The organism is Clostridium drakei (genome assembly GCF_000633595.2).
In the GTDB taxonomy this organism is placed as follows: Bacteria; Bacillota; Clostridia; order Clostridiales; family Clostridiaceae; genus Clostridium_AM; species Clostridium_AM drakei.
The window spans coordinates 188,071-211,372 of sequence record NZ_JIBU02000013.1 but is presented as its reverse complement, the minus strand read 5'-3'; the positions used below and the strand labels follow the sequence as shown (position 1 = coordinate 211,372).

The 23,302-nt window shown below is 30.8% G+C and carries 16 protein-coding genes, 1 pseudogene and 1 riboswitch; of the genes and pseudogenes, 14 read left to right on the top strand and 3 right to left on the bottom strand.

Annotation, left to right across the window (positions count from 1 at the left end; translation table 11 throughout):
* The first annotated feature begins 12 nt into the window (after positions 1 to 12).
* From EG57_RS25390 to EG57_RS0208160, 4 genes are all read left to right on the top strand, one after another.
* A complete protein-coding gene (locus EG57_RS25390; RefSeq protein WP_052037782.1) occupies positions 13 to 6,471 on the top strand; it encodes a X2-like carbohydrate binding domain-containing protein in 6,459 nt (2,152 codons plus the stop codon).
* 229 nt (positions 6,472 to 6,700) lie between these two features.
* Positions 6,701 to 8,059 carry an alpha/beta hydrolase family protein gene (locus EG57_RS0208170; protein WP_032076745.1) on the top strand — a complete coding sequence of 453 codons (1,359 nt, stop codon included), beginning with the start codon at positions 6,701 to 6,703 and terminating at the stop codon, positions 8,057 to 8,059.
* Positions 8,060 to 8,190: 131 nt separating this feature from the next.
* Entirely contained in the window at positions 8,191 to 9,450 is a 1,260-nt protein-coding gene (locus EG57_RS0208165; RefSeq protein WP_161782703.1) for a HAMP domain-containing sensor histidine kinase, read from the top strand.
* A 67-nt stretch (positions 9,451 to 9,517) separates the two neighbouring features.
* Positions 9,518 to 10,210 (top strand): response regulator transcription factor, encoded by a 693-nt coding sequence (locus tag EG57_RS0208160; protein WP_032076744.1) that lies wholly within the window; start codon positions 9,518 to 9,520, stop codon positions 10,208 to 10,210.
* Positions 10,211 to 10,350: 140 nt separating this feature from the next.
* Here EG57_RS0208160 and EG57_RS0208155 read toward each other — a convergent pair whose 3' ends face one another.
* On the bottom strand, positions 10,351 to 10,851 hold the full coding sequence (locus EG57_RS0208155; RefSeq protein WP_032076743.1) for a GNAT family N-acetyltransferase: 501 nt from the start codon (positions 10,849 to 10,851) through the stop codon (positions 10,351 to 10,353).
* Positions 10,852 to 10,932: 81 nt separating this feature from the next.
* On the opposite strand from EG57_RS0208155, the pseudogene EG57_RS25745 reads away from it, so the two are divergent.
* Positions 10,933 to 11,061: pseudogene (locus EG57_RS25745) on the top strand (DUF2087 domain-containing protein); the annotation flags it as partial.
* Between the two features lie 339 nt (positions 11,062 to 11,400).
* On the opposite strand, the gene EG57_RS0208150 reads toward EG57_RS25745, so the two are convergent.
* Positions 11,401 to 12,795, bottom strand: coding sequence for an amino acid permease (locus EG57_RS0208150; protein WP_032076742.1), 1,395 nt, complete (start codon positions 12,793 to 12,795; stop codon positions 11,401 to 11,403).
* A gap of 231 nt (positions 12,796 to 13,026) precedes the next feature.
* A complete protein-coding gene (locus EG57_RS26490) occupies positions 13,027 to 13,182 on the bottom strand; it encodes a hypothetical protein (RefSeq protein ID WP_161782702.1) in 156 nt (51 codons plus the stop codon).
* A 137-nt stretch (positions 13,183 to 13,319) separates the two neighbouring features.
* A riboswitch (glycine riboswitch) is annotated at positions 13,320 to 13,409 on the bottom strand.
* A 462-nt stretch (positions 13,410 to 13,871) separates the two neighbouring features.
* Here EG57_RS26490 and EG57_RS0208145 point away from each other — a divergent pair.
* The 9 genes from EG57_RS0208145 to EG57_RS0208105 all read left to right on the top strand — a co-directional run bounded on the left by EG57_RS0208145 (position 13,872) and on the right by EG57_RS0208105 (position 23,021).
* A complete protein-coding gene (locus EG57_RS0208145; RefSeq protein WP_032076741.1) occupies positions 13,872 to 14,825 on the top strand; it encodes a CobW family GTP-binding protein in 954 nt (317 codons plus the stop codon).
* Between the two features lie 62 nt (positions 14,826 to 14,887).
* Positions 14,888 to 15,757 (top strand): methylcobamide--CoM methyltransferase, encoded by an 870-nt coding sequence (locus EG57_RS0208140; RefSeq protein WP_032076740.1) that lies wholly within the window; start codon positions 14,888 to 14,890, stop codon positions 15,755 to 15,757.
* Between the two features lie 40 nt (positions 15,758 to 15,797).
* A complete protein-coding gene (locus EG57_RS0208135; protein ID WP_032076739.1) occupies positions 15,798 to 16,868 on the top strand; it encodes a uroporphyrinogen decarboxylase family protein in 1,071 nt (356 codons plus the stop codon).
* A gap of 40 nt (positions 16,869 to 16,908) precedes the next feature.
* Positions 16,909 to 17,565 (top strand): corrinoid protein, encoded by a 657-nt coding sequence (locus EG57_RS0208130; protein WP_032076738.1) that lies wholly within the window; start codon positions 16,909 to 16,911, stop codon positions 17,563 to 17,565.
* A gap of 15 nt (positions 17,566 to 17,580) precedes the next feature.
* On the top strand, positions 17,581 to 18,612 hold the full coding sequence (locus EG57_RS0208125) for a methylcobamide:CoM methyltransferase MtbA (protein ID WP_032076737.1): 1,032 nt from the start codon (positions 17,581 to 17,583) through the stop codon (positions 18,610 to 18,612).
* Positions 18,605 to 20,398, top strand: a complete 1,794-nt coding sequence (locus tag EG57_RS0208120) for an ASKHA domain-containing protein (protein WP_032076736.1) — start codon at positions 18,605 to 18,607, stop codon at positions 20,396 to 20,398. Before EG57_RS0208125 ends, EG57_RS0208120 begins: the two co-directional genes overlap by 8 nt.
* A gap of 365 nt (positions 20,399 to 20,763) precedes the next feature.
* Positions 20,764 to 21,027, top strand: coding sequence for a YkuS family protein (locus EG57_RS0208115; protein ID WP_029162577.1), 264 nt, complete (start codon positions 20,764 to 20,766; stop codon positions 21,025 to 21,027).
* A 536-nt stretch (positions 21,028 to 21,563) separates the two neighbouring features.
* A complete protein-coding gene (locus tag EG57_RS0208110; RefSeq protein WP_032076735.1) occupies positions 21,564 to 21,947 on the top strand; it encodes a response regulator in 384 nt (127 codons plus the stop codon).
* Between the two features lie 123 nt (positions 21,948 to 22,070).
* Complete coding sequence (locus EG57_RS0208105) at positions 22,071 to 23,021, top strand: ROK family protein (protein ID WP_032076734.1); 951 nt, start codon at positions 22,071 to 22,073, stop codon at positions 23,019 to 23,021.
* Positions 23,022 to 23,302: the final 281 nt, after the last annotated feature.

Here is a 23,302-nt window from a genome sequence, read left to right as displayed (position 1 = left end):
GAGATTATAAAAATGTTTAAAAAGTACAAAGCTATAATACTTGCTGCTTTTTTGGTAATTTTATTTGGTATTTTGCCAAATAACTTTATGACCACAGTGAAGGCAGCAGACTCAAAAGCCTGGATAAATGTGGGAACACCTGGACTTTTATCAGGTATATATCCCAAATTATTTATCGCTGATGGAACACCTTATGTTGTTGTTCTTATTAATAATAAAATTGCAGTAATGAAGTATAACGGCAGCGACTGGGAACAACTTGGAAATATACCTACGATTGGTAACGATATGGGCATGTCATTATATGTGTATAACGGAATACCTTATGTTTCCTTTTGTGATTGTGGAGGTGGGAGTCAAATTAAAGTATCAGTAATGAAATATAATAATGGCAACTGGGAATCAATTGGAACTCCTAATTTTTCATCACAATATGTATCCGAGACCTCCATATGTGTATATGGTGGCGTACCTTATGTTACCTTTATTGATAATCGTCAAAATATAACCTTAGAGAAATATGATGGCGGCAAATGGCAAACAGTAGGAGGTGCCCAATTTGCAAAAGCAAGCTCCAATTCCACATTAGCTATATATAATGGAATACCTTATGTTGCCTTTAGAAGTGGGTATGATGCTACCGGAAAGTTAATGAAATTTGATAAAGGTAGCTGGCAAACAGTTGGAAACTCATCTATTTTACCAGCACCAGCTTACCCAAGTTTTTTGTCCTTAGCAATAGATTCTGATGGAACACCTTATGTTTCATTTACTAATGAAAGTACCCATGTCTTAACCGTAAAGAAATTTAATGGCAGCAGCTGGGTGACAATAGGAAATGCTGGCTCCTTAGGAAGTAATACAGAATACAGCTCAATATCAGTATATAACGGAACACCTTATGTTGCATTTAATGATAATAGCAATGGCGGATCAACAGTAATCAAATATAATGGAACTGCTTGGGAAACAGTAGGATCAGCTGGACTTTCAGTAAATAATATATTCACTACCGCATTATCTGTATATAATGGAACGCCTTATGTTGCATTTTGTACTACTAAGTCTAATTTAACAGTAATGAAGTATACCACCGTAGACCCCCCACCAACTGCAAGCCCTGCTAGTGGAACAGTTTCCAGCGGAACCTTAGTAACCTTAAGCAGCTCTATTTCAGGAGCCGACATATACTACACTCTGGATGGTACTAACCCCTCTGCTACAAGTACCCGTTATACCTCAGGAATAGCAATAAACACTCCTGTGACAATACGAGCTATATCAGTGAGGAATGGAATTACTAGCACCGTCATGAGTGCAGCCTACAAAGTAAACTCAAGTATAACACCCACCAGCGCAAGCTTTGATAAATATTCAGGTTCTTCATATTATGCAGATATAAATGCAGCTATGACCCTAAATGGAAATACTTTATCTAGCATAAAAAATGGAGCTACTGTCCTTACAGCTGGAAGAGATTACGTATTATCAGGAAGTAATGTTACAATAAAAAAGGAATATCTAAAAGGACTAGCTAATGGAACTGTAAACTTAACCTTCAGTTTCAATGTTGGAAATACTCAGTCCTTAAATTTAACTATAAAAGATACTACCCCTGCTAACTCAAGTATAACTCCAACTAGCTCAAGCTTTGATAAATACTCAGGTTCTTCATATTATGCGGATATAAATGTAACTATGACCCTAAATGGAAATACTTTATCTAGCATAAAAAATGGAACTACTCCCCTTACAGCAGAAACAGACTACGTAGTATCAGGAAGCAACGTTACAATAAAAAAGGACTATCTAAAAGGACTAGCTAATGGAACTGTAAACTTAACTTTCAGTTTCAATGCTGGAAATACTCAGTCCTTAAATTTAACTGTAAAAGATACTACCCCTGCTAACTCAAGTATAACTGCAACTAGCTCAAGCTTTGATAAATACTCAGGTTCTTTATATTATGCAGATATAAATGTAAATATGACCTTAAACGGAAATACTTTATCGAACATAAAAAATGGAACTACTTTCCTTTCATCTGGAAGAGACTACGCAGTATCAGGAAGTTCCGTTACAATAAAGAAGGACTATCTAAAAGGACTAGCTAATGGAACTGTAAACTTAACCTTCTGTTTCAATGCTGGAAATACTCAGTCCTTAAATATAGCTGTAAGTGATTCAACTCCTGCAAGCTCAAGTATAACTCCAACCAGCTCAAGCTTTGATAAGTATTCAGGCTCTTTAAATTATACAGATATAAATGTAGATATGACCCTAAATGGAAATACTTTAGCAAGCATAAAAAATGGAACTGCTCCCCTTTCAGAAGGAGCAGACTACGTAACAACAGGAAGTTTCGTTACAATAAAGAAGGAATATTTAGAGGGACTAGCTACTGGAATTGTAAACTTAACCTTTTATTTCAATGCTGGAGCTAATCAGTCCTTAAATATAGATGTAAGTGATACTGCTCCTGGTAACTCAAGTATAACTCCAACCAGCTCAAGCTTTGATAAATATTCTAGCTCTTCATATTATGCAGATGTAAATGTAGATATGACGCTAAATGGAAACACTTTATCCGACATAAAAAATGGGACTACTTCCCTTTCAGCGGTAACAGACTATGCAGTGTCAGGAAATACAGTTACTATAAAGAAAGAATATTTAGAAAAACTAGCTACTGGAACTGTAAACTTAACCTTCTGTTTCAATGCTGGAGCTAATCAGTCCTTAAATATAACTGTAAGTGATACTACTCCTGATAACTCAAGTATAACTCCAACCAGCTCAAGCTTTGATAAATATCTTGGCTCTTCATATTATACAGATATAAATGTAGATATGACGCTAAATGGAAATACTTTATCCGATATAAAAAATGGAACTACTTCCCTTACAGCAGGAACAGACTACGTAGCAACAGGAAGTGCAGTTACAATAAAGAAGGAATATTTAGAAAGACTAGCTACTGGAACTGTAAACTTAACCTTCTGCTTCAATGCTGGAACTAATCAGCCCTTAAATATAAATATAAGTGATACTACTCCTGGTAACTCAAGTATAACTACAACCAGCTCAAGCTTTGATAAGTATTCAGGCTCTTCAAATTATGGAGATATAAATGTAGATATGACGCTAAATGGAAATACTTTATCCGATATAGAAAACGAAGGTACTTCCCTTACAGCTGATACAGACTACGTAGTATCAGGAAGTACAGTGACTATAAAGAAAGAATATCTAGAAGGACTAGCTACTGGAACTGTAAACTTAACCTTCTGTTTCAATGCTGGAGCTAATCAGTCCTTAAATATAACTGTAAGTGATACTAATCCTGATAACTCAAGTATAACTCCAACCAGCTCAGGCTTTGATAAATATTTAAACTCTTCAGATTATGCAGATATAAATGTAGATATGACCCTAAATGGAAATACTTTATTAGGCTTAAAAAATGGAACTACTTCTCTTTCATCAGGAACAGACTATGTAGTGGCTGGAAGTACCGTGACAATAAAGAAAGAATATTTAGAAGGACTAGCTACTGGAACTGTAAACTTAACTTTCTGTTTCAATGCTGGAGCTAATCAGTCCTTAAATATAACTGTAAGTGATACTAATCCTGGTAACTCAAGTATAACTCCAATCATTTCAAGCTTTGATAAATATTCTGGCTCTTCACATTATGCAGATATAAATGTAGATATGACCTTAAATGGAAATACTCTATCTGATATAAAAAATGGAGATAATTCCCTTACAGCGGGAACAGACTACGTAGTGTCTGGAAGTACAGTGGCAATAAGGAAAGAATATCTAAAGGGACTAGATACTGGAACTGTAATCTTAACCTTTGACTTCAGTTCAGGAGATTCACAAATATTATTGGTGACTATAGGGGATTCAACAGCAGTGGCACCAACTATAACAACTGGGCCAGCAGCACAGGCAGTAACAGAAGGACAAAATGTAAGCTTCAGTGTAACAGCTGCAGGAACTGACCCTTTAAATTATCAATGGAAAAAGGATGGAGCAGACATAAGTGGAGCAAATTCATCAACTTTAAGCTTAAATAATGTACAGTTATCAAATGCAGGAAGCTATTCAGTAGCAGTATCAAATAATGCTGGAAGTGTAACAAGCAGTGCAGTGACATTGACAGTTTTACATTATGTGACACCAACACCAACACCAGAGGTGGTAACAATACCTGTTACGGATGGCAGCAGTGGAGATACAGTTTCTCAAACCACAATTGAAAGAACTACCAATGCAGATGGTTCAAAACATGATGGTGTTCAGTATACAGAAGATAAAGCAAAGCAAACAGTAGATGTCCTTAAACAGCAAGGTAAGGATACAGCAAGAGTAGTAATACCAGATACGAAAGATGAAGTGTCAGAAACTAAGGTGGATGTACCAAAGGCTACTACTAGTGTACTAGCAGGAGGAAATATAAACTTAGAAATAGATACTGAAAATGCTAGAATTACACTTCCACAGGAAGCTGTAAAGCAGGTAGTAGATGAAGATTTATATTTTAGGCTAGTACCAATAAAACAACCTCAGCAGCAGCAAGAGGTTAAACAAAGAGCACAGCAGGAAGATATAGTAAGGAATGCAGCGGGAAATAGTGAAATATCAATAGTAGGAAGACCAATGACAATAGAAACAAATATGAAGCAGACTAAAACTTTTATAACTTTACCATTAAAAGATGTAGCTATGCCATCAGATCCTGTGCAAAGAGAAGCATTTTTAAACAGCCTTGCAGTATTTATAGAGCATAGTGATGCAACTAAAGAACTGCTAAAAGGTGAAGTGGTAGACTATAAAACAGGAGTTTTAGGATTAAGGTTTCCTATTACAAAGTATAGTACCTTTACAATTATAAAAATGGACATACAAAATTCCACAATAAGTCCAGTTCAAGCAGAGTTTGATAAAAATGCTTCTAAACAAGCAGATTTAAGTACTACGTTAACACTTAATGGAAACAATTTAGTAAGCATTAAAAATGGAGATAAAACTTTAGTAAGTGGAACAGATTATGCAGCAACTAGTGAAGGAGTAACTATAAAGAAGGAGTATTTAGCACAGCAAAGCACAGGCACAGTAAATTTAACTTTTAATTTTAGTGCAGGAATTAGTCAAAGTTTAACAATAGCAGTAAAGGATACAACTTCACAAAATTCCGTTATAAATCCAACTACTGCAGGTTTTGATAAGAATACAGCAAAACAGGCAGATGTAAGTACTTCACTAGAACTAAAGGGAAATACTTTAGTAAGTATAGCAAATGGAACTAAGGCTTTAGTTAATGGAACAGATTATGTAATAACCAATGGTACAGTAAATATAAAGAAAGAGTATTTAGCAGCACAAAGTATAGGAACAACAACATTAACCTTTACCTTTAGTGCTGGTAATGCACAAGCTTTAGTTATTACAGTAAAAGACACAACACCATCTTCCAGTGGAGGATCAGGTGGAAGTGGCGGTGGAACACCAGCACCATCACCAGTGCCAGTTCCAGAAAAAACCACAATAGAAAGAATATATGGACAAGATAGAATAAGTACAGCTATAGCTATTGCAAAATCAACATATAAGGATAAGGTTTCAAAGGTCATTCTTGCAGCTTCAGACAACTATCCAGATGCATTAGCAGGAAGTGTACTAGCTTATAAGGAAAAAGCACCTATACTATTAGTAGGAAAAAATGCTGAAGAACAAGAAAAAGTAATAGCTTATATGAAGGAAAATATGAATTCTACAGGAAGTGTATATATTCTTGGAGGCATAGGTTCAGTAAGCAAGGATATGGAAAACAAAGTAACTACAGCTGGTTTTGGTAATATCAGTAGAATAGGTGGAGCAGACAGATATGAAACAGCATCAAAAATTGCTGATACAGTAGGTATTAAAGAAGGAACTCCAGTAATTATTGTATCAGGGGACAATTATCCAGATGCAATATCAGTAAGCAGTATTGCAGCAGTAAAACAATATCCTATATTTATGGTAAATAAAGATGAAATTCCTGAAGTAGTAAAGAAAGAAATTTCAGCTATAAAACCAGGTAAGGTATATATTATAGGATTACAAGGTGCCGTAAGCAAAGCTGTTGAAGATAGGTTGTCTCAATCAATAGATAAGACGAACATAGTAAGAATAGGTGGAAGTGATAGATTTGAAACTTCCCTTAATGTAGCAAAATACTTTAATTTATCAGGAACCAAAGCATGTGTGGCATCAGGAAAAGATTTTCCAGATGCATTAGCAGGAAGTAATTATGCAGCAAATAGCAATTCACCTATAATTCTTGTGGATAACAGTCTTACAGAAGAGCAAAAGACATATTTAAAAGATGACAAAATAAAAGAAATTACTATTTTCGGCGGTACAGGAGCTGTAACTAATGAAGTTGAAAATGTAATTAATGAGTTAATAAAAAAATAGTCTAAAGGATAAGAGGAAGATTTTAATGTCTTCCTCTTATCCTTTATTATAACTTAAGAAACCTTTTAAATTCAGAATTTCTTTAGATTTTCTTTATTAAAATCCCATAAGTTATTGTTAAAATCAATGTATAAGGTCAATTACTTTTGATTTTAAAATCAAGTTAGTTTAAAGGTAGAAGGGTAATTTTTGATATACCTTAGGCTAAGAGAAAGGGATGTTAATGAATATGAAAGATTATAGTAAAAATATAATGAAAAAAAGTTTTTGGATTATGATTTCTTTATTATTTATAGGAATAGCTGTAGGATATATCAAGTATAATGCGTATATGTCAGTTCCTAAAGAACGTCTTGGTTTATCAGACTATTATACTGAAATGCCTCCTGATTCTAAAAACATATATATAAAATTACCTATAGATCATAATAATAGAAGTCTTGGAGAATACAAAGGCTTTTACAGGTTAAGTCCTAATTTTACTCCTGGAAAAGATGTAATATTTTATCTTACAGATGGTCAGCAAAATAAAGTTCATACAAAGTCTACCTTTGATATATTTGAAAAAAAGCTTCCAGGTTTATCTTATGTAGTTATGGGTAGAAGAGGGTCTTCACCATCACTATTTCCAGAGGTTTATACTAATACAAAAGCTGTTGACTATAAAAAAGCTATGAATCTTTATGGAACAGATCAACAAATTGAAGATATAGAAATGGTACGTCAGGATCTTAAAAAAAGGGGATACTTATCAGGCGATGGAAAAATAATGTTATTTGGAGGTTCTGGAGGAGGTATATTGGTACAACAATATCTTGCAAAGTATGGTGAACATGTTTCTAGAGCTATGCTAGAGGCCACCAGTGCACCAGATATTATGATGGATAATAAGTCAAATATCACAGGATACAATTTTAATATTATTATGAAAGAAAAAAATCCTGCAGCATTAGAAAAATTAGATAATATAGTAAGAAACAAAAAAGTAGATAGAGATCAATTATGTTATATGCTTTTTAAGATAAGTGTCACTGATATTGATTGGGTAAATACTTGTTCAATTCTTATTGATGAGATTAATCAAGGAAATAAAAAAACTTACTACAAAAATTTGTTTAACCCAGAATATAATTTTTCTTTATGTAAAATCATAATGAAATCACCTATAGTAGAATCTACAAAAGTTAGAATGTTTGAAGTTGTTGGAGAACAGATAATTAAATATTCTAAAACACCTAACACTGATATTAATGTGTGCTTTGAATGGTCTAAGGAATTGTTAAGGGATTATTTAAAGGAAGCTGAAGCTGGTACTTTTAATGTTAAGCCAATTAACCTTTTAGAAGATAGAAAAAAATATAGTGGTGAAGTGCTATTTTTTATTGGTGATATGGATATAGATTTTTCTACAGATGTAGCCTCCAAAATAGCACAAGATTATTCAAAATCTAAAATTGTGGTGGTTCACGATAATCACGGAATGGTGATGGAAGGGGAAAAGTACCAAAGCTTAAGAAATGAATTCTTTATTCATGGGTTGTTTAGTAATAAATTACAGAATATAATAAATGACATAAAGATAAAATAGAAATCTGAATTATATTGAAAGTTTGGAGAGTGGATATAAAATTGCTTTTAATTAAGGTAAAAAAACTAAGATTCAAATTAATAATTATGTTTTTAATCAGTTTGATTGTTTCAATATTTTCAGGATTTTTTATGGATGAATTGTTTAAGAAGGATGGCAATGATTATTATGTACAAACTACGCACTTTACTAAACAATGTAAAAACATAGAGAAAAAAATTACAAATGCCAAAGATGATAAAGAAATATATTCTATTATAAATAATAATATAAGATATGCGGATATCTTTGTTTTAAATAAGAATGGAGAAGTTCTAATAAAAAGCAAGAATTGTAAGGAAAGCAGTTTTGATTTAGATTCACTTGCAAAGAATAATAATGATATTGATACTGAAGAGTATGCAATTAAATATAACCTTATTGATAAACTTGATAATAATAGATATATATTATTTAGTGGAACTTTAATTAGAACAGAACATTCTATACTTATATTAATCGTTCCTATAATTATATTTATAGTTTTATTTTTTATATTAACTAATAAGGAAATTGTTTATATAAAAGAATTATGTTTAGGCTTAAAGGAAATTTCTAAAGGTGATCTAAAATATAGAGTTAGAATTATGGGAAAAGATGAAATTTCAGAAATAGGAAGTAGTATAAATGACATGTCTCAAAAATTATATGAGTATAAGCAAAAAGAAAAGAAAATAGAAAAAGATAAAGAATTGTTTATAATGAATATATCCCATGATTTGAGAACTCCATTAACATCAATAATAGGTTATGTGAATTTATTAAAAAGTAAATATAGTTGTAATGATGATATAAAAAAATATATAGATATAATAGATTTAAAAGCAGCTAGATTAAATAAGTTGATTAATGATTTTTTTGAGTACAATAAGTTCAATAATTGTGATATTAAATTAAATAAAATAAGCATATCTTTAAATGAATTTATGAGGCAAGTTGTTACAGGTATTATCCCTTTGTGTAGTGAAAAAAACTTAAAAATAAAACTTTTATTTCCAGAATATGATATAGATATTAACATAGATCCAGATAAAATGTTTAGGGTCATGGAAAATTTACTAATCAATGCAATAAGGTATTGTAATATAGGTAGTGAAATTCAGTTGAGCATAAGCAGAGAAGAAAATATCATAATTTATATAACTAATGAATGTGATGATTTTAATGAAGAGGAAATAAATAATATATTCGATAAATTTTACAGAGGAGATAAAGCAAGAATTTCAACAAAAGGCGGTGCAGGGCTTGGATTGTCAATTGCTAAAAGTATAGTTGAGCTTCATAATGGGAAAATTTTTGCAGAGTATAATGGGAAAAAAATTTGTTTGAAATTAGTTTTACCCCATAAATAAGAAGAAAAGAGGTGAGCTTTAGTAGGAGTTTGGTACTTATTATACACTCTCTCACTAAATATAATTTATGAATAAAATAAATATATTAGTAGTAGATGATGAAAAAGAAATTAGAGATTTAATAGAAATATATTTAATAAATGAAGGATATGGAGTTTTTTTAGCAGAGAATGGGATAAGAGCATTGCAAATATTAAAAGAAGAGGATATTAAGCTTGTGGTATTAGATATAATGCTTCCAGATATAGATGGAATAAGCATATGTAAGAAAATTAGAACCTACAAGGATACTCCTATAATAATGTTATCTGCTAAAAGAGAAGATAATGATAAAATATCTGGAATATTAAATGGAGCTGATGATTATATAGGTAAGCCGTTTAATCCATTAGAACTTATGGTTAGAATTAAAGCTCAATTAAGAAGATACCTTAAAGTTAAGCCGAATAATGTAAACGAAGATGAAATAGTTATAGAAAATTTAAGAATTAATTTCTTGAAACATCAAGTGTATTTAGGTGATGAAGAAATTCACTTAACGGTAAAAGAGTTTGAAATATTAAGATTGTTAGCTCAAAACAGAGGAAAAGTCTTTAGTAGTAGAAATATATATGAAAACATTTGGAATGAAGAATTTTATGAATGTGATTCTACAATAATGACTCATATGAAAAATTTGAGAATTAAATTAAAGGATAACTTTAAGAATCCAAATTACATCAAAACAGTTTGGGGAGTGGGATATAAGATAGATCAGTAACATTCCCTGGATAAGTTCTTCTAAGACTCAAATGAAGAGAGGTATTCCTAATAAGCAAACTCCATCTGAATCTTAGAATCACTTGATTTTGAGAATTTTTATTATAGAATATATAATGTATTTTGTTAAATTCATGCATACTAAAATCTATCAGCATTTTCTTTTAATTTGTCTTGAGAAAATCTATATATAGTCATGGTATCTACACTAGTTGCACCAAGTTTCCTATAAAAATTAATGCTTGGCTCATTCCAATCCAAACAACCCCACTCCACTCTTTTACAACCTCTTTTAAGTGCAAGCTTTGATATAAAGGCCATCATAATTTTTCCAAGTCCCTTTGATCGCACACTTTTATCAACATAAAAGGCATCTATATAAATACCTGATTGTCCTATAAAAGCTGATGAATTATAACAAAAATAAATAAAAGCAACAGTTTGTCCATCATAATCACCGAAAATTGCTTCTCCTTTATTTTCTGATAAAAGTTTATAAACATTTTCTCTAGTTGCTGTAATTTTATCCGCCATTTTTTGATATGTACCCAACTTTATCATATATTCCACAACTAAGCTCGCATCCTCAGGTGTTGCAAATCTAATTGTAAATTTTGAATTTTTTGTTTTTATTAAATTCATATTATTCACCTCTTAAAATAAAATTATATAATAAATAGTAGATATAAAATATTAATTTGTCAATAAAACAAGTAAAAAAACTCTGAAAAAGAGATAAATAGAATTTTACAAAGAATAAATGAGGACTATGCTACTACTAGAAGAGCCTTAATAGAGTATGGATTTATGGAACGTTATGATGATTGTAGTAGCTATTGGGTAAAAGAATAAGAAGGATTTTACAAAGTGTTTAAAGTTCTAAAATTTTTATACTTTAAATTTCAAATAGCACAATAGATTAACTTACTATTTTTTCAGGCTGCGCCATAGGATATTATTAAATTAGCTGGAATATACATAAACTAGATAACAAGTATTATGAAAGCTACGCTTTTTATTTAGAGCCATATGAGAAAGTATTATGTATATACGTAATGCACTAAGAAGTAACTTTCAACTGTATGGAGACTGATATATGCTGTGAAGTGAGTTTTCCTTCACAGCATATATCAGCCGGAATACAGTTGAAAGTTACTTCGCTTACATATGCATAAACTGCGAAATTTGAGTTTATGCTAAATTTCCATCTACATCATGAAGATCTTTTTGTTGATTTTTCTTTTTTGATTTAACTATCTTATAAATTATACCAAGCATTATAAACCATATAGGTGTTACAAATAAGGCTACACGAGTTTCATTATTTAGTGCCAAGGTAACTAAAACAAAAGCAAAGAATGCTAGAATCAAATAGTTTATAATTGGATAAAGTGGCATTTTGAATTTGCTTTTAGCTGCAAGTTCTGGTTTGTTTTTACGATATTTTATATGACAGATAATTATAATTGCCCATATGAATATATAACAAAACGTTGATATACTTGTAATGAGTACGAATACTCCTTCAGGCATAATGTAATTTAATATAACCGAAATCAATATGACAGTTGCAGAGAATATTGTAGCATTAGAAGGTATGTGATTAGAAGTTAATTTTTTCATTGATTTAGGTGCATTATTTTCTTTAGCAAGAGAATAAACCATACGGCTTGTACTGAAGATACCACTATTGCAAGCAGATGCAGCTGATGTTAGTACAACAAAGTTTACAATACTTGCTGCTGCTGCTACTCCCACTGCAGAAAATACCTGTACAAATGGGCTTTTAGTTGGATCAATTGAATTCCAAGGGTATATACCCATAATAATAGTAAGTGCTCCTACATAGAAAATAATAATTCTAATTGGAATATTGTTAATAGCTTTTGGAATAACAGATTCTGGGTTTTCAGTTTCACCAGCTGTAAGTCCTACTAATTCGATTCCAGTAAAAGCAAATACAACCATTTGAAAAGAAAGTATAAAACCACTTACCCCATTTGGCAACCAGCCACCGTGATTCCAGAGGTTTGTAAAGCTAGATGCACCAGCATTTGTAGAAAATCCTTTTATAATCATAAATGTACCAACTATAATAAGTGCTAAAATTGCGATAACTTTAATTAGAGCAAACCAAAATTCCATTTCACCAAATAATTTTACTGCAGTAAGGTTCATAATTAGCAAAACTACAAGAACTATAAGGCTTGGAACCCACCTGCCTACATTTGGAAACCAGTATTGTATATAAAGCCCAGTGGCAGCTACATCGGCCATAGCAAGCGAAACCCAGCAAAACCAGTATGTCCATCCAGTAATGAAGGCTGCTCCTTCTCCTAGGTAATCATATACAAACTCTACAAAAGAATGGTAATTCAAATTAGAAAGTAATAATTCTCCAAGAGCACGCATAACAAAGAAGAGCATTATACCTGTTATCATATATGCAAATAAAATAGATGGACCAGCTAGGTGAATTGATCTACCTGAACCAAGGAATAATCCAGTACCAATTGCACCCCCAATTGCTAGTAACTGGACATGACGATTTTTTAATCCTCTTGATAAGTTTTGATTTTCTGACATATATATTCCGCCTTTCTAAATATCACTGTTTTTAAATTTGTTTCAGTGTAAGTATGTTTTTAAGTTATTATTTTGAAATAAATGAATAATTTTACATTAAAATAGTGTACAAAAAGCATCATTGATGTTAATGCTAATACAAAGTATAACTTCAATAGTACCTGCTATTTTAGTGCATAATTATCTAAAACTAGTAATATCACCTTTTAATTATAATTTTATTGATTTTTCTCAAAAATAAGTTTTAGAGTAAGAAACAATTTGAACAATTGAAGTAACCCTAGAAGTATGGTGATTTAGATTCCAGTTCTCATTAATGGTATTAGAAGAGGAATCCTCCCATATGATAGAATTAATTTGAGTAAGTAGTTTTGTTAATTGATCCATTTTATCCCTCCATTCTAGTCAAAAGGCATGTACTAAAAATACCTTTTACTATAAATATTTTGTAATTGGAGATACAAATGGGAATAGATAAGATCTAAATGAAGTAATTGATAATATATTACTTTTGTAAGATATGTTACCTGTCCCCTGTCCTTTTACCTGAGAGTTTCGCCTTTGCGGCTTTCTCCTTCGGTGCTCTATTAAAGAGTCTCTCCAAGGTTTCATCCAATAGCGGTCATCTCTAATTTAAATTAGGTACCTGAAAGATTTACTTCTTCGGTGAATGGCAACAGCCATAACTCTCCCACTATTTTCATCTGAGTTATTAAATTTATGATTATATACTAATACATATTTTATAAAATTGCAACAATTTCTTCGTTTTGAATTAAAATGAAAAGGATATCTTGTCATGGTTGCTAAAAATATCTATAGTAAAATAGGTAGATTAATGCATATATATTTATAAATGTAAAGGTATAAATATAACTTATAAATGTGTTGGAAAGAATAATTAATAATGATTAGACCGATAGTATTTTAAATGTTAAAATTAATTAGTAGATATCAACAAAATAATTTAAGATTATCTATAAAATGACACATAATAAAAAATATTATGAATTTATTTTTAAAATTATATGTTAATTACTTAACATATAATTAACAGTGAATAAAGGAGGTTTGTATTGATTATTAATGTAAATATTATTTCTGGATTCTTAGGAGCTGGAAAAACTACATTTTTAAAAAAAATCATTCCTAATATTAAGGGTAAAATTGCTTTAATTGAGAATGAATTTGGTGATATTGGCATTGATGGAGACTTGATTAATGACAAACTACCTATTAAAGAAATTTATGCTGGCTGTATTTGTTGCAGCTTAGTAAAAAATTTTAAAGATAGTATAGAGGAATTAGCACTAAAATATAAACCTGAACATATATTTATAGAGCCATCTGGAGTAGGAAATTTATCAGATATTGTAAAGGTTTGCAAGAAAATTTCTGAAAATTCGGATTTACCAATAAGGGTAAATCATCTTATAACTATTATAGATGTAAGTGCGTTTGATGATTACTTAGAAAACTTTGGTGGATTTTATTTAGATCAAATTCAAAATGCTAATGTTATATTTTTAAGTCATATAGATAGTGTAGATGACTTAAAAGTTGAAGAAGTAATTTCTAAGATAAAATTAAATAATGAGAAAGCATGTATAATTAAGGATGATTGGTATTCTTATGAAGGTAAAGAAATAATTGAAATATTAGATACAATTAAAAACATTGAAGTTGATTTAAAAGAAAAATCTCTATCAATACCAGCAAGTAAAGTATTCAGCACAGTATCTATTGCTAATCCTAAAAGTTTTACAGAGGAAGAAATAGATAGAATATTGAATTCTCTAAAAGGTAAGGATTATGGCTATGTTTTGAGAGCTAAAGGAATTTTAGAGCTTGACACAAAAAAGTTTATTTATTTTGATTTTACTCCCCATCATTTTCATTGGGATTATGTAGAGGGATTTAAAGAAACTAAGTTGGCTATTATAGGTAGTGAGTTGAAAAGGCAAAAAATATTACAATGCTTTAAAAATAAACATACATCAAAAGCTTTAAGTAGATATCCAAAATTTTAAATTAGAGAGATATATATAATTTAAAATGTCTGATTACTTATTTTATAAAGGGAGAAATTAACATGAGTAAAATTATTGATTTTAATTGTACGTATGATAATTCTGAAGGGATTAATGAACAAGTTACAAAAAAAACAGGCTTACAGTTTCCAGAGGCATATAAACATTGGGACAGCATGGCTACATTGGCAGAAGAATTAAAGAAATATGATAACGCAAATTTTTGTGGGCTACCATTCTGTCATACCGTTGAGGGAGAAGCAATGGGTGGAATAATCAACCTTGGAAATGAAAAAGCTGGTCCAAGAGCAAAGGAGTATATTTGTACAAAAGCACAGGAAATATTAGATTTACCTGAAATTGATTATTCCAAAGGTCGTATATCAGAGGTTTTAAAAGCCTGTAAATATTTAAGAGATAAAGGTGAGAATGTACTTTTATACATTTCAGGTCCATTTACAATTATGAATGTCTTAATTGATCCACGTCATGTTTTTAAAATATTTAGAAAAGAACCAGATACAATGAAGGCTATTTTTGATAAATTTCAAAAGGAAACATTACGCTTTGTTGAAGAGGCTAAAAAAGTAGGAGTTAACATGATTAGTTATGCTGACTCTTCTGGCGGACTAAATATTTTAGGACCTAAATATGCAGAACAGACTGTAGAAATGTTTACTTATCCATTATTGAAAAACATTGAAGAAATCATTGATGATGAAATGATAGTATTACTTTGTCCTAAAACTACATTTTCATTATTAGGAACAGATAAAGCTGTATGGAAGGACATTAATCTAGGAGGATCTATAAAATATTCTGAAGCTTGTGAAAAGGTTATGGGAAAAGCAAAATTTGTTGGACAAATGTGCATTAAAAATAAAGATTTTGAACTAAAAGATGGAATAATAAAAACACTTGATTTACTTTAATTATTAATATAAATAAATTTAAAAATTTGGAGGGTAATATATGCACAAGAATGATCAAATGACACCAAATCAAAGATTAGCTGCATTTATGACAGGAAAACCTATGGACAGAATTCTAGCTATGCCAGTTGCCTGCTCTATGTCTGGACTAGCACTTGGAATGACTCATAAGGAAAAAAGAAGTAGTGCTTTAAATGAAGCTAAAGCACAGATAGCTTGTTATGAGAGGTTTGGCAACGATTTAGCTGTTGTTGAATATGGATTACATGGCGTAGGTGCAGCTTTAGGAAGTGAAATGAGTGACCCAGAAGATTCAGTACCAGCAATTATGAAATACGTTTTAGATGATTTGAATGATGTTGGTAAGCTAGATATGTCAAAATTAGAGCTAAAAAATGATAAAGCATTCCAATTACATTTAGAAGCTGCACGTATCTTAAAAAAAGAGATTGGAAATGAAGTTCCAATTGGAGTTTTAATAACTGGACCTTTTACAGCTGCTTCAAGTATCTACAAAACAGAAAATTTATTAAGAGCAACTAGAAAAAATCCTGAAAAGCTACATCAATTAATCAGATTCTGTACCGATGCACTAAAAATGATCTACAAAGAATTTATAAAAGAAGGCCTTCTTATTCTATTATGTGATCCTATTGCATCAGGAACAATTCTTAATAAAAAGCAGTATTTAGAATTTGTTTTACCATACACACAAGAGTTAGTAAAAGAAATACATGATGCAAAGGGAATGGTTTGTTATCACATTTGTGGAGATACAACAGCAATTGTAGAAGAAATGGTAAAGTCCGGCTGTGATATGTTGAGTATTGATAACAGAGTAGATTTAGCATATACAAAACAAATGGCAGGAAATAAGGTTCCTATACTTGGAAATGTAGATCCTGTAGAAAAGCTCATTCTAGGAAGTACTGATGATGTAGATTTAGCAGTAAAAGAGTGTTTACAAAAGGCTTATGACAGCCCATGTGGATATATATTAGCCTCAGGCTGTGATCTTTCTGGTGCTGTGCCACTAGAAAATATCGATCAATTTATGGCTTCAGCTAGAAAATATGGAAAATGGCCACTAGATCCAAAAAATTTCTCTTAGAATATAGATTAATAATTTAGGAAAAAATGGAGGGAAAACAATGGCGTTATCGAAAGAAGAATTATTAAAAAGATTATCTGATGGTGTATTTGAAATGGAAGAGGAAGATACAATTGAGGCATCTAAAGAGTATGTAGAAGCGGGATATGATATACTTGATGGTATTATGGAAGGTCTTGTAGATGGTATGAATCGTGCAAGCAAATTGTATGAAGAAGAAGAATATTTTGTTACGGATTTGTTATTATGTTCAGATGCAATGTATGAAGGTTTAGCGATTTTAAGACCTCATCTTCCAGCAGATGAAGCAAATAGAGAAAAGCCAAAGGGAGTAATTGGAGTTGTAGAGGGAGATACTCACGATATAGGAAAAAATTTAGTAAAAATTATGTTAGAAACAGCTGGATTTGATATGATTGATTTGGGTAGAGATGTTCCTCTTCAGAGTTTTGTAGATAAAGCTAAAGAAGTTAATGCTTCATTTGTTTGTATGTCAACCTTGATGACAACAACAATGGGTGGAATGAAAACTGTTGTAGAGTTATTGAAAGAAGCTGGAATAAGAGGAAATCTTAAAGTTGTTATAGGAGGAGGCCCGATTTCAAAGAAGTTTTCTGATTTGATTGGTGCAGATGGATATTCTTCTAATGCAATTGAAGCAGTTAAACTAGTAAAAGGATTACTTAATATAGCATAGAAAGAGGTGAAGGCTATGTTGTCGCCAAAAGAACGTTTAAATAAGGCTTTTAATGGAGAAAAGGTTGATAGACCACCATGTATTTGTCCTGGAGGCATGATGAATATGGTCACAACAGAGTTAATAGAGGAGGCTGGAATACAGTTTCCTGCAGCACATACTAATGCAGAAATGATGGCAGGTTTAGCAGAAGCAGTGTATAAAGAAGGTTGTTTTGAGAATTATGGAGTTCCATTTTGCATGACCATTGAAGCAGAAAATTTTGGAGCAAAAGTTGACATGGGAACAAAGATTTATGAGCCTCATGTTATAGAATATGCAATTGATTCTGTTAAAGAATGGAAAAAGATTTCTCCAATTAGCTATGAAGAAGGAAGAGCAAAGGTAGTTGTTGAGGCAATTAAGTTGTTAAAAGCAAAGAATACTAATGTTCCTATTATAGGCAATTTAACAGGACCTATTAGTACAGCAAGTTCTGTAATGGAACCATCTACTTTTTATAAAGAATTAAAAAAGAGTAATAAAGAAGCACATGAATTTCTTAGTTTTGTTACAGATGAATTAGTTACATTTGCAAAAAAACAAATAGAAGCAGGTGCAGATATAATTGCTATTTCTGATCCTAGTGGCACAGGTGAAATTTTAGGACCAAAGCTATTTGAAGAATTTACTGTTAAATATATTAACAGGATTGTTGAAAGTGTACAAAAAGAGAATAAAGGTACAATTGTGCATATATGTGGACAAATGAAGAGGGTGTATTCAGAAGTAAATAAAGTGAAAAGTAATGCTTTAAGTTTTGATTCTATAGTCAATATGAGTGATGCTAGAAAAAATTTAGAAGATAGAGTATTAATGGGGAATGTGAGCACTTATGCAATTGAGTTTGGCGAACCAGAAAAAATTAAAGATCTAACTAAAAAGTGTGTAAAAGATGGATCAAATATTATATCCCCAGCTTGTGGACTTGGAATGAAATCTCCTTTGAAAAATGTAAAAGCAATGCTAGAATGTTTATCAAAAGGGGATGGAGATAGTAATGTCTAAGATTTATATTAAGTCACAAAATAAAAGCTTTGAATATATACCTGATAAAAATTTGTTACAAATTTTACTTGAAAATGATGTTTTTATAGACAATCCATGTAATGGAAAAGGGTCTTGTGGAAAATGTAAAATCAAACTTTTAGAAGGAAGTTTATCTGATATTTCAGAAACAGAAGAAAAACTTTTAAAAAAGGAAGAAATTGATTCAGGTATAAGACTTTCCTGCCTTGTAGTACCACAAGGGGATATTATAATTGAAATTTTACAAAAAGAAGGAAAACATGACATACTTACTACAGGCTATACACCTGATTTTGAATTTGATCCTTTAATTCATAAAGAGGTTTTTGAAATAGAAAAACCTACATTAGAAAATCAAGGTTCTTTTGAAGAGCTTATATGTAAAACATTTGATGTTGAAAAATTTGATTGGAGATTGCTTCAGCAGCATGAATTCATAACTGGAAAAGTTACAGGAGTTTTTAATGGAAGAGAATTGATTGCAATTGAGAGTGGAGATACCACAGGTATTCTCTATGGAGTTGCAGTTGATATTGGAACTACAACTGTTGTAACAGCGCTAATTGATATGAAAACAGGTGAGGAATTAGCTACAGCTTCTATGATCAATGCTCAAAAGAATTTTGGATTAGATGTTTTAACTAGAATAACTTATGAAGTGGAGAATCCTGAAGATGGAAAGGAAAAATTGCAATATGCAATTGTAAATTCCATTAATGAGATGATTGGAGATATATGCAATAAGGCAAAAGTAGATAGAAAAAATATTTATGAGATTTCTATTGCAGCAAATTGTACAATGATGCATCTTCTTTTGGGAATTGATGCTACATCCATTGGAATGTCTCCATATTCACCAATATTCACAAAGTCAAAGAATGTATTGGCAAAGGATATAGGTTTAGAGGCAGCATCAGGTGCTAGATTATACTGTCTTCCATCAGTTTCGGCTTATATAGGTGCAGATATTGTAGCAGGAGCATATGTTTGTCAGTTGCATAAAGCTAAGGAAAATGTTCTGTTTATAGATATTGGAACTAATGGAGAAATTGTTCTATCCAATCATGGAAAGTTGTTATCATGCTCTTGTGCAGCTGGCCCAGCTTTAGAGGGAATGAATATTAGTTCTGGAATGAGAGCAGCAGAAGGCGCAATTGAGGATGTTAAAATTACTGAAAGCGGAATTGAAGTTCAGGTTATTGGAGATAAAAAACCAATAGGAATATGTGGAAGTGGTATATTAGCTGTTGTAAAAGAGCTGCTCCGCACAGAACTTGTAAAAAAAGATGGAGCATTTATAAAGAAAGAAAAATTAGAGGAATCAGATTATCGCTATGATATGATCCAATTGGACGGCAGAAAACGACAGTTTATTTTAGAAAGTAATCCAGACCAAATACTAATTACACAAGGAGATATTCGCCAAGTGCAATTAGCAAAGGGTGCTATTCTTTCTGGCTTCTATGCTCTATTAAAAAAGGCTAATATTGATATGGACAATCTTGATAAAGTCATTGTAGCAGGACAATTTGGAGCTCACTTATCAGCTGACAGTTTGGTAGGAATAGGAATTTTACCAGAAAAAGTTCAGGATAAGTTAGTATATGTTGGAAATTCATCTAAAACAGGTGCATATATGGCTCTTATGTCTGGTAAGGTAAAGGAAGAAATTGAACAATTAGGTCATCAAATAGATTATATGGAATTAGGAGCATCTGAAGGTTACGAAAAACTTTTTGCTGCATGCCTTATATTTCCTGGTTAGAACATTTACTTAAAGTATAAATAAGGCTGTTGTATTGAATTCAATAGCCTTATTTTTGTGATGTTTTAAACTCAATTTTTACAGTTTAAGAATAATACTAAAACAATTTAGATAATATGATAACATACTTATCATATATCACTGCATAAAAGTTAAAATTCAAACTAATAACTTCAAGCGTGCACATATAATTAAATTGTCATATATTCAATGCGGACTCAACCAAAAAAGTCGTGTGGCAATGTACTTATACTAAGTTGAAATTTTCTATGTTATAAGCTTGAGTAACACAATTGATGAATTACAAAAATAAGTATGTATATCAGTAACTATGAATGGAGAAAATAGAGCTGAGGTGATAACATATGAAAAGGATTGGTATAGAACAAGGATTGTCTATGATTGCAGATTATTTGAGTTCAAAAGGATATTCAGTAGAAACTTTAAGTGGAAATTTTGAAAATAATACTTCAAAATATGAAAACTTGGATGCAATTGTCACAGCTGATTATAATACAGATATGATGGGTATTAGTGATACTTCCACAAAAGTTCCAGTTATTAATGCTAGTGGTTTGACACAAGAAGAAGTGGAGAATATGATTGAACAGAAAATCACAAGATCATAGTTAATATAAACGATTGCATAATTATTTATTGAGAAGTTTGCCTGTAAAAATATAGATGATTATGCAGTCATTTATACAATTAGCAAAACATATTTTGCCGGTTATTTTTTATAAATTTCTTATTTATTAATATTAAGGTATAAGCGTTAACAACTCCTTGGGTGAATATGTATAAAAATATTGAAATTTACAATTAGGAGTGTTATTATGATAGTATAAAAAAGAATCCGTGCTAATGAAAAAAGTGCGGATAAATTTATTATATGGTAAAAAATATTATGGATTTATTTGGATTTAAGTAGAATTAAATGTAGTTTTTAATCCATATTTAAATTTAATATATATTTGTTTTTATAAGCATGTTAAATTTAAATAAAAATTAAAAATTATTGTGAATTATTTTTGATATAATTAGAGATGTTAAATATATATAATGACCTTAAATTACATAATATATCATGTTTTTAGACTAAATATTTTATTTAGAATTAATAATTTATGTTTATGTTATAAGGTAAAAAGGGGAGGTTAAATTAATGGATAAGGGGAAAAAAAATATATTAGTAGTTGATGATTCTGCAACTATTAGAAACTTTATAAGACTTATTTTAGAAGAAGCAAATTATAAAGTATCTGAAGCTGCTGATGGTGAAGAAGGAATTGAGGTGTATAAGAAATCAGGTAATATTGATTTAATAATTACTGATATATATATGCCGAAAAAAAGTGGCCTTGAACTTGTGATAGAATTAAAAAATGAATATCAGAATGCAAAAATAATTGTCCTTTCAGATGGCGGTGAAAAGAATTTTGCTAATGAGATGGGCATTTGTGAAACACTTGGCGCTACCTATTTTATTAAAAAAGATTTAATAAAGGAAGAGTTGGTCAAACTAGTAAATAAGGTGTTTTCAGAATAGATAGTACATAAATTAATACGGAGATTATACTATACAAAAAGGTTGGAATGATGTTCCGACCTTTTTGTATAGAAAATTTAATGAGTGTTAATATAGCACATATAATTACAGGGGGTAACATTATTGACAAATAAGTATGTAATAGGAATTGACTTAGGGGGGACAAAAATATCTGGAGCTATTGCTGATTTTAATGGAGATATAGTTTCAAAGTATATTATTCCTACAAATTCAAATCAAGGAGAAAAAGTTGTACTAGATAGAATAACTATAGTTATAGAAAAAGTAATAGAAGAATCCAAGATAGATAAAAATCAAATATTGGCTATAGGAGTAGGATCTCCAGGACCTTTAGATGCTAAAAAAGGTATAATTTTAACAACTCCTAATCTTCCTTTTAAAAATTTTAATATAGTTGAACCTTTAAAAAATAAGTTTAATATACCAGTCTATTTAGATAATGATGCCAATGCGGCAGCTATAGGGGAGTATGTTTTTGGTGCTGGGCAAGGAACAAATAATATGGTATTTATAACAGTTTCTACTGGAATAGGTGGAGGTGCTATATTAAATGGAAAAATTTATAGGGGAAATACTTGTAATGCATTAGAAATAGGGCATACAACTATAGAAAAGGATGGACCAAAATGTAATTGTGGTAATTATGGTTGTGCAGAGGCTTTGGCATCAGGTACTGCTATAGGGAGATCCGCAAAAGAAGCAGTAGAAAGAGGGGAAAAGACGTCACTTTCCTCTTATGAAAAGATTACAGCTTATGAGGTATTCAAAGAAGCTGAAAAAGGAGATGCTGTAGCACAAAAGGTACTTGATAAAGCATTAAATTATTTGGGAATATGTGTAGCTAATATAATTGCTTCTTTTGACCCCGAAATGGTGATAATTGGAGGAGGGGTTTCAAAAGGAGGAAATATAGTATTTCAGAAGGTAAAAGAAGTAGTTGATAAAAGGTGCTTTAAAGCTATGAGTGAGAGTACTAAAATAGTACCAGCAGCTTTGGGGACTGATGCGGGAGTTATAGGAGCCGTTGCTCTTGCCATAATGGAAAATAAATAGTTAAAAGGGTCTTTTGAATTAAAAAATTTATTTAAAGCATTTTTAGAGGACAGTGAAGGAAGATTTTTGATTAGCAAAAATCAACTTTTACTGTTAATTTTTTAAAATTTTATTATATAATTTTAAAAATAAAAAAATAAATTTTTAAAAATACTTTTAATAATAATGAATATGGTTAATAATGGTTAAGAAATGCTCAAAAAATGAACTGTGTTCGAAAAATGAACAATATTTTTTAAAGGATTTTGTGCAAAAAATGAGCAAAAAAAAATAAGTTAATT

Coding starts and splice junctions, on each gene's coding strand:
- EG57_RS26490 (WP_161782702.1), bottom strand. CDS start 13,182: ATGGATCAATTAACAAAACTACTTACTCAAATTAATTCTATCATATGG.
- EG57_RS0208170 (WP_032076745.1), top strand. CDS start 6,701: ATGAAAGATTATAGTAAAAATATAATGAAAAAAAGTTTTTGGATTATG.
- EG57_RS0208135 (WP_032076739.1), top strand. CDS start 15,798: ATGCACAAGAATGATCAAATGACACCAAATCAAAGATTAGCTGCATTT.
- EG57_RS0208165 (WP_161782703.1), top strand. CDS start 8,191: ATGGATGAATTGTTTAAGAAGGATGGCAATGATTATTATGTACAAACT.
- EG57_RS0208110 (WP_032076735.1), top strand. CDS start 21,564: ATGGATAAGGGGAAAAAAAATATATTAGTAGTTGATGATTCTGCAACT.
- EG57_RS0208125 (WP_032076737.1), top strand. CDS start 17,581: ATGTTGTCGCCAAAAGAACGTTTAAATAAGGCTTTTAATGGAGAAAAG.
- EG57_RS0208115 (WP_029162577.1), top strand. CDS start 20,764: ATGAAAAGGATTGGTATAGAACAAGGATTGTCTATGATTGCAGATTAT.
- EG57_RS0208130 (WP_032076738.1), top strand. CDS start 16,909: ATGGCGTTATCGAAAGAAGAATTATTAAAAAGATTATCTGATGGTGTA.
- EG57_RS0208150 (WP_032076742.1), bottom strand. CDS start 12,795: ATGTCAGAAAATCAAAACTTATCAAGAGGATTAAAAAATCGTCATGTC.
- EG57_RS0208160 (WP_032076744.1), top strand. CDS start 9,518: ATGAATAAAATAAATATATTAGTAGTAGATGATGAAAAAGAAATTAGA.
- EG57_RS25390 (WP_052037782.1), top strand. CDS start 13: ATGTTTAAAAAGTACAAAGCTATAATACTTGCTGCTTTTTTGGTAATT.
- EG57_RS0208140 (WP_032076740.1), top strand. CDS start 14,888: ATGAGTAAAATTATTGATTTTAATTGTACGTATGATAATTCTGAAGGG.
- EG57_RS0208155 (WP_032076743.1), bottom strand. CDS start 10,851: ATGAATTTAATAAAAACAAAAAATTCAAAATTTACAATTAGATTTGCA.
- EG57_RS0208120 (WP_032076736.1), top strand. CDS start 18,605: ATGTCTAAGATTTATATTAAGTCACAAAATAAAAGCTTTGAATATATA.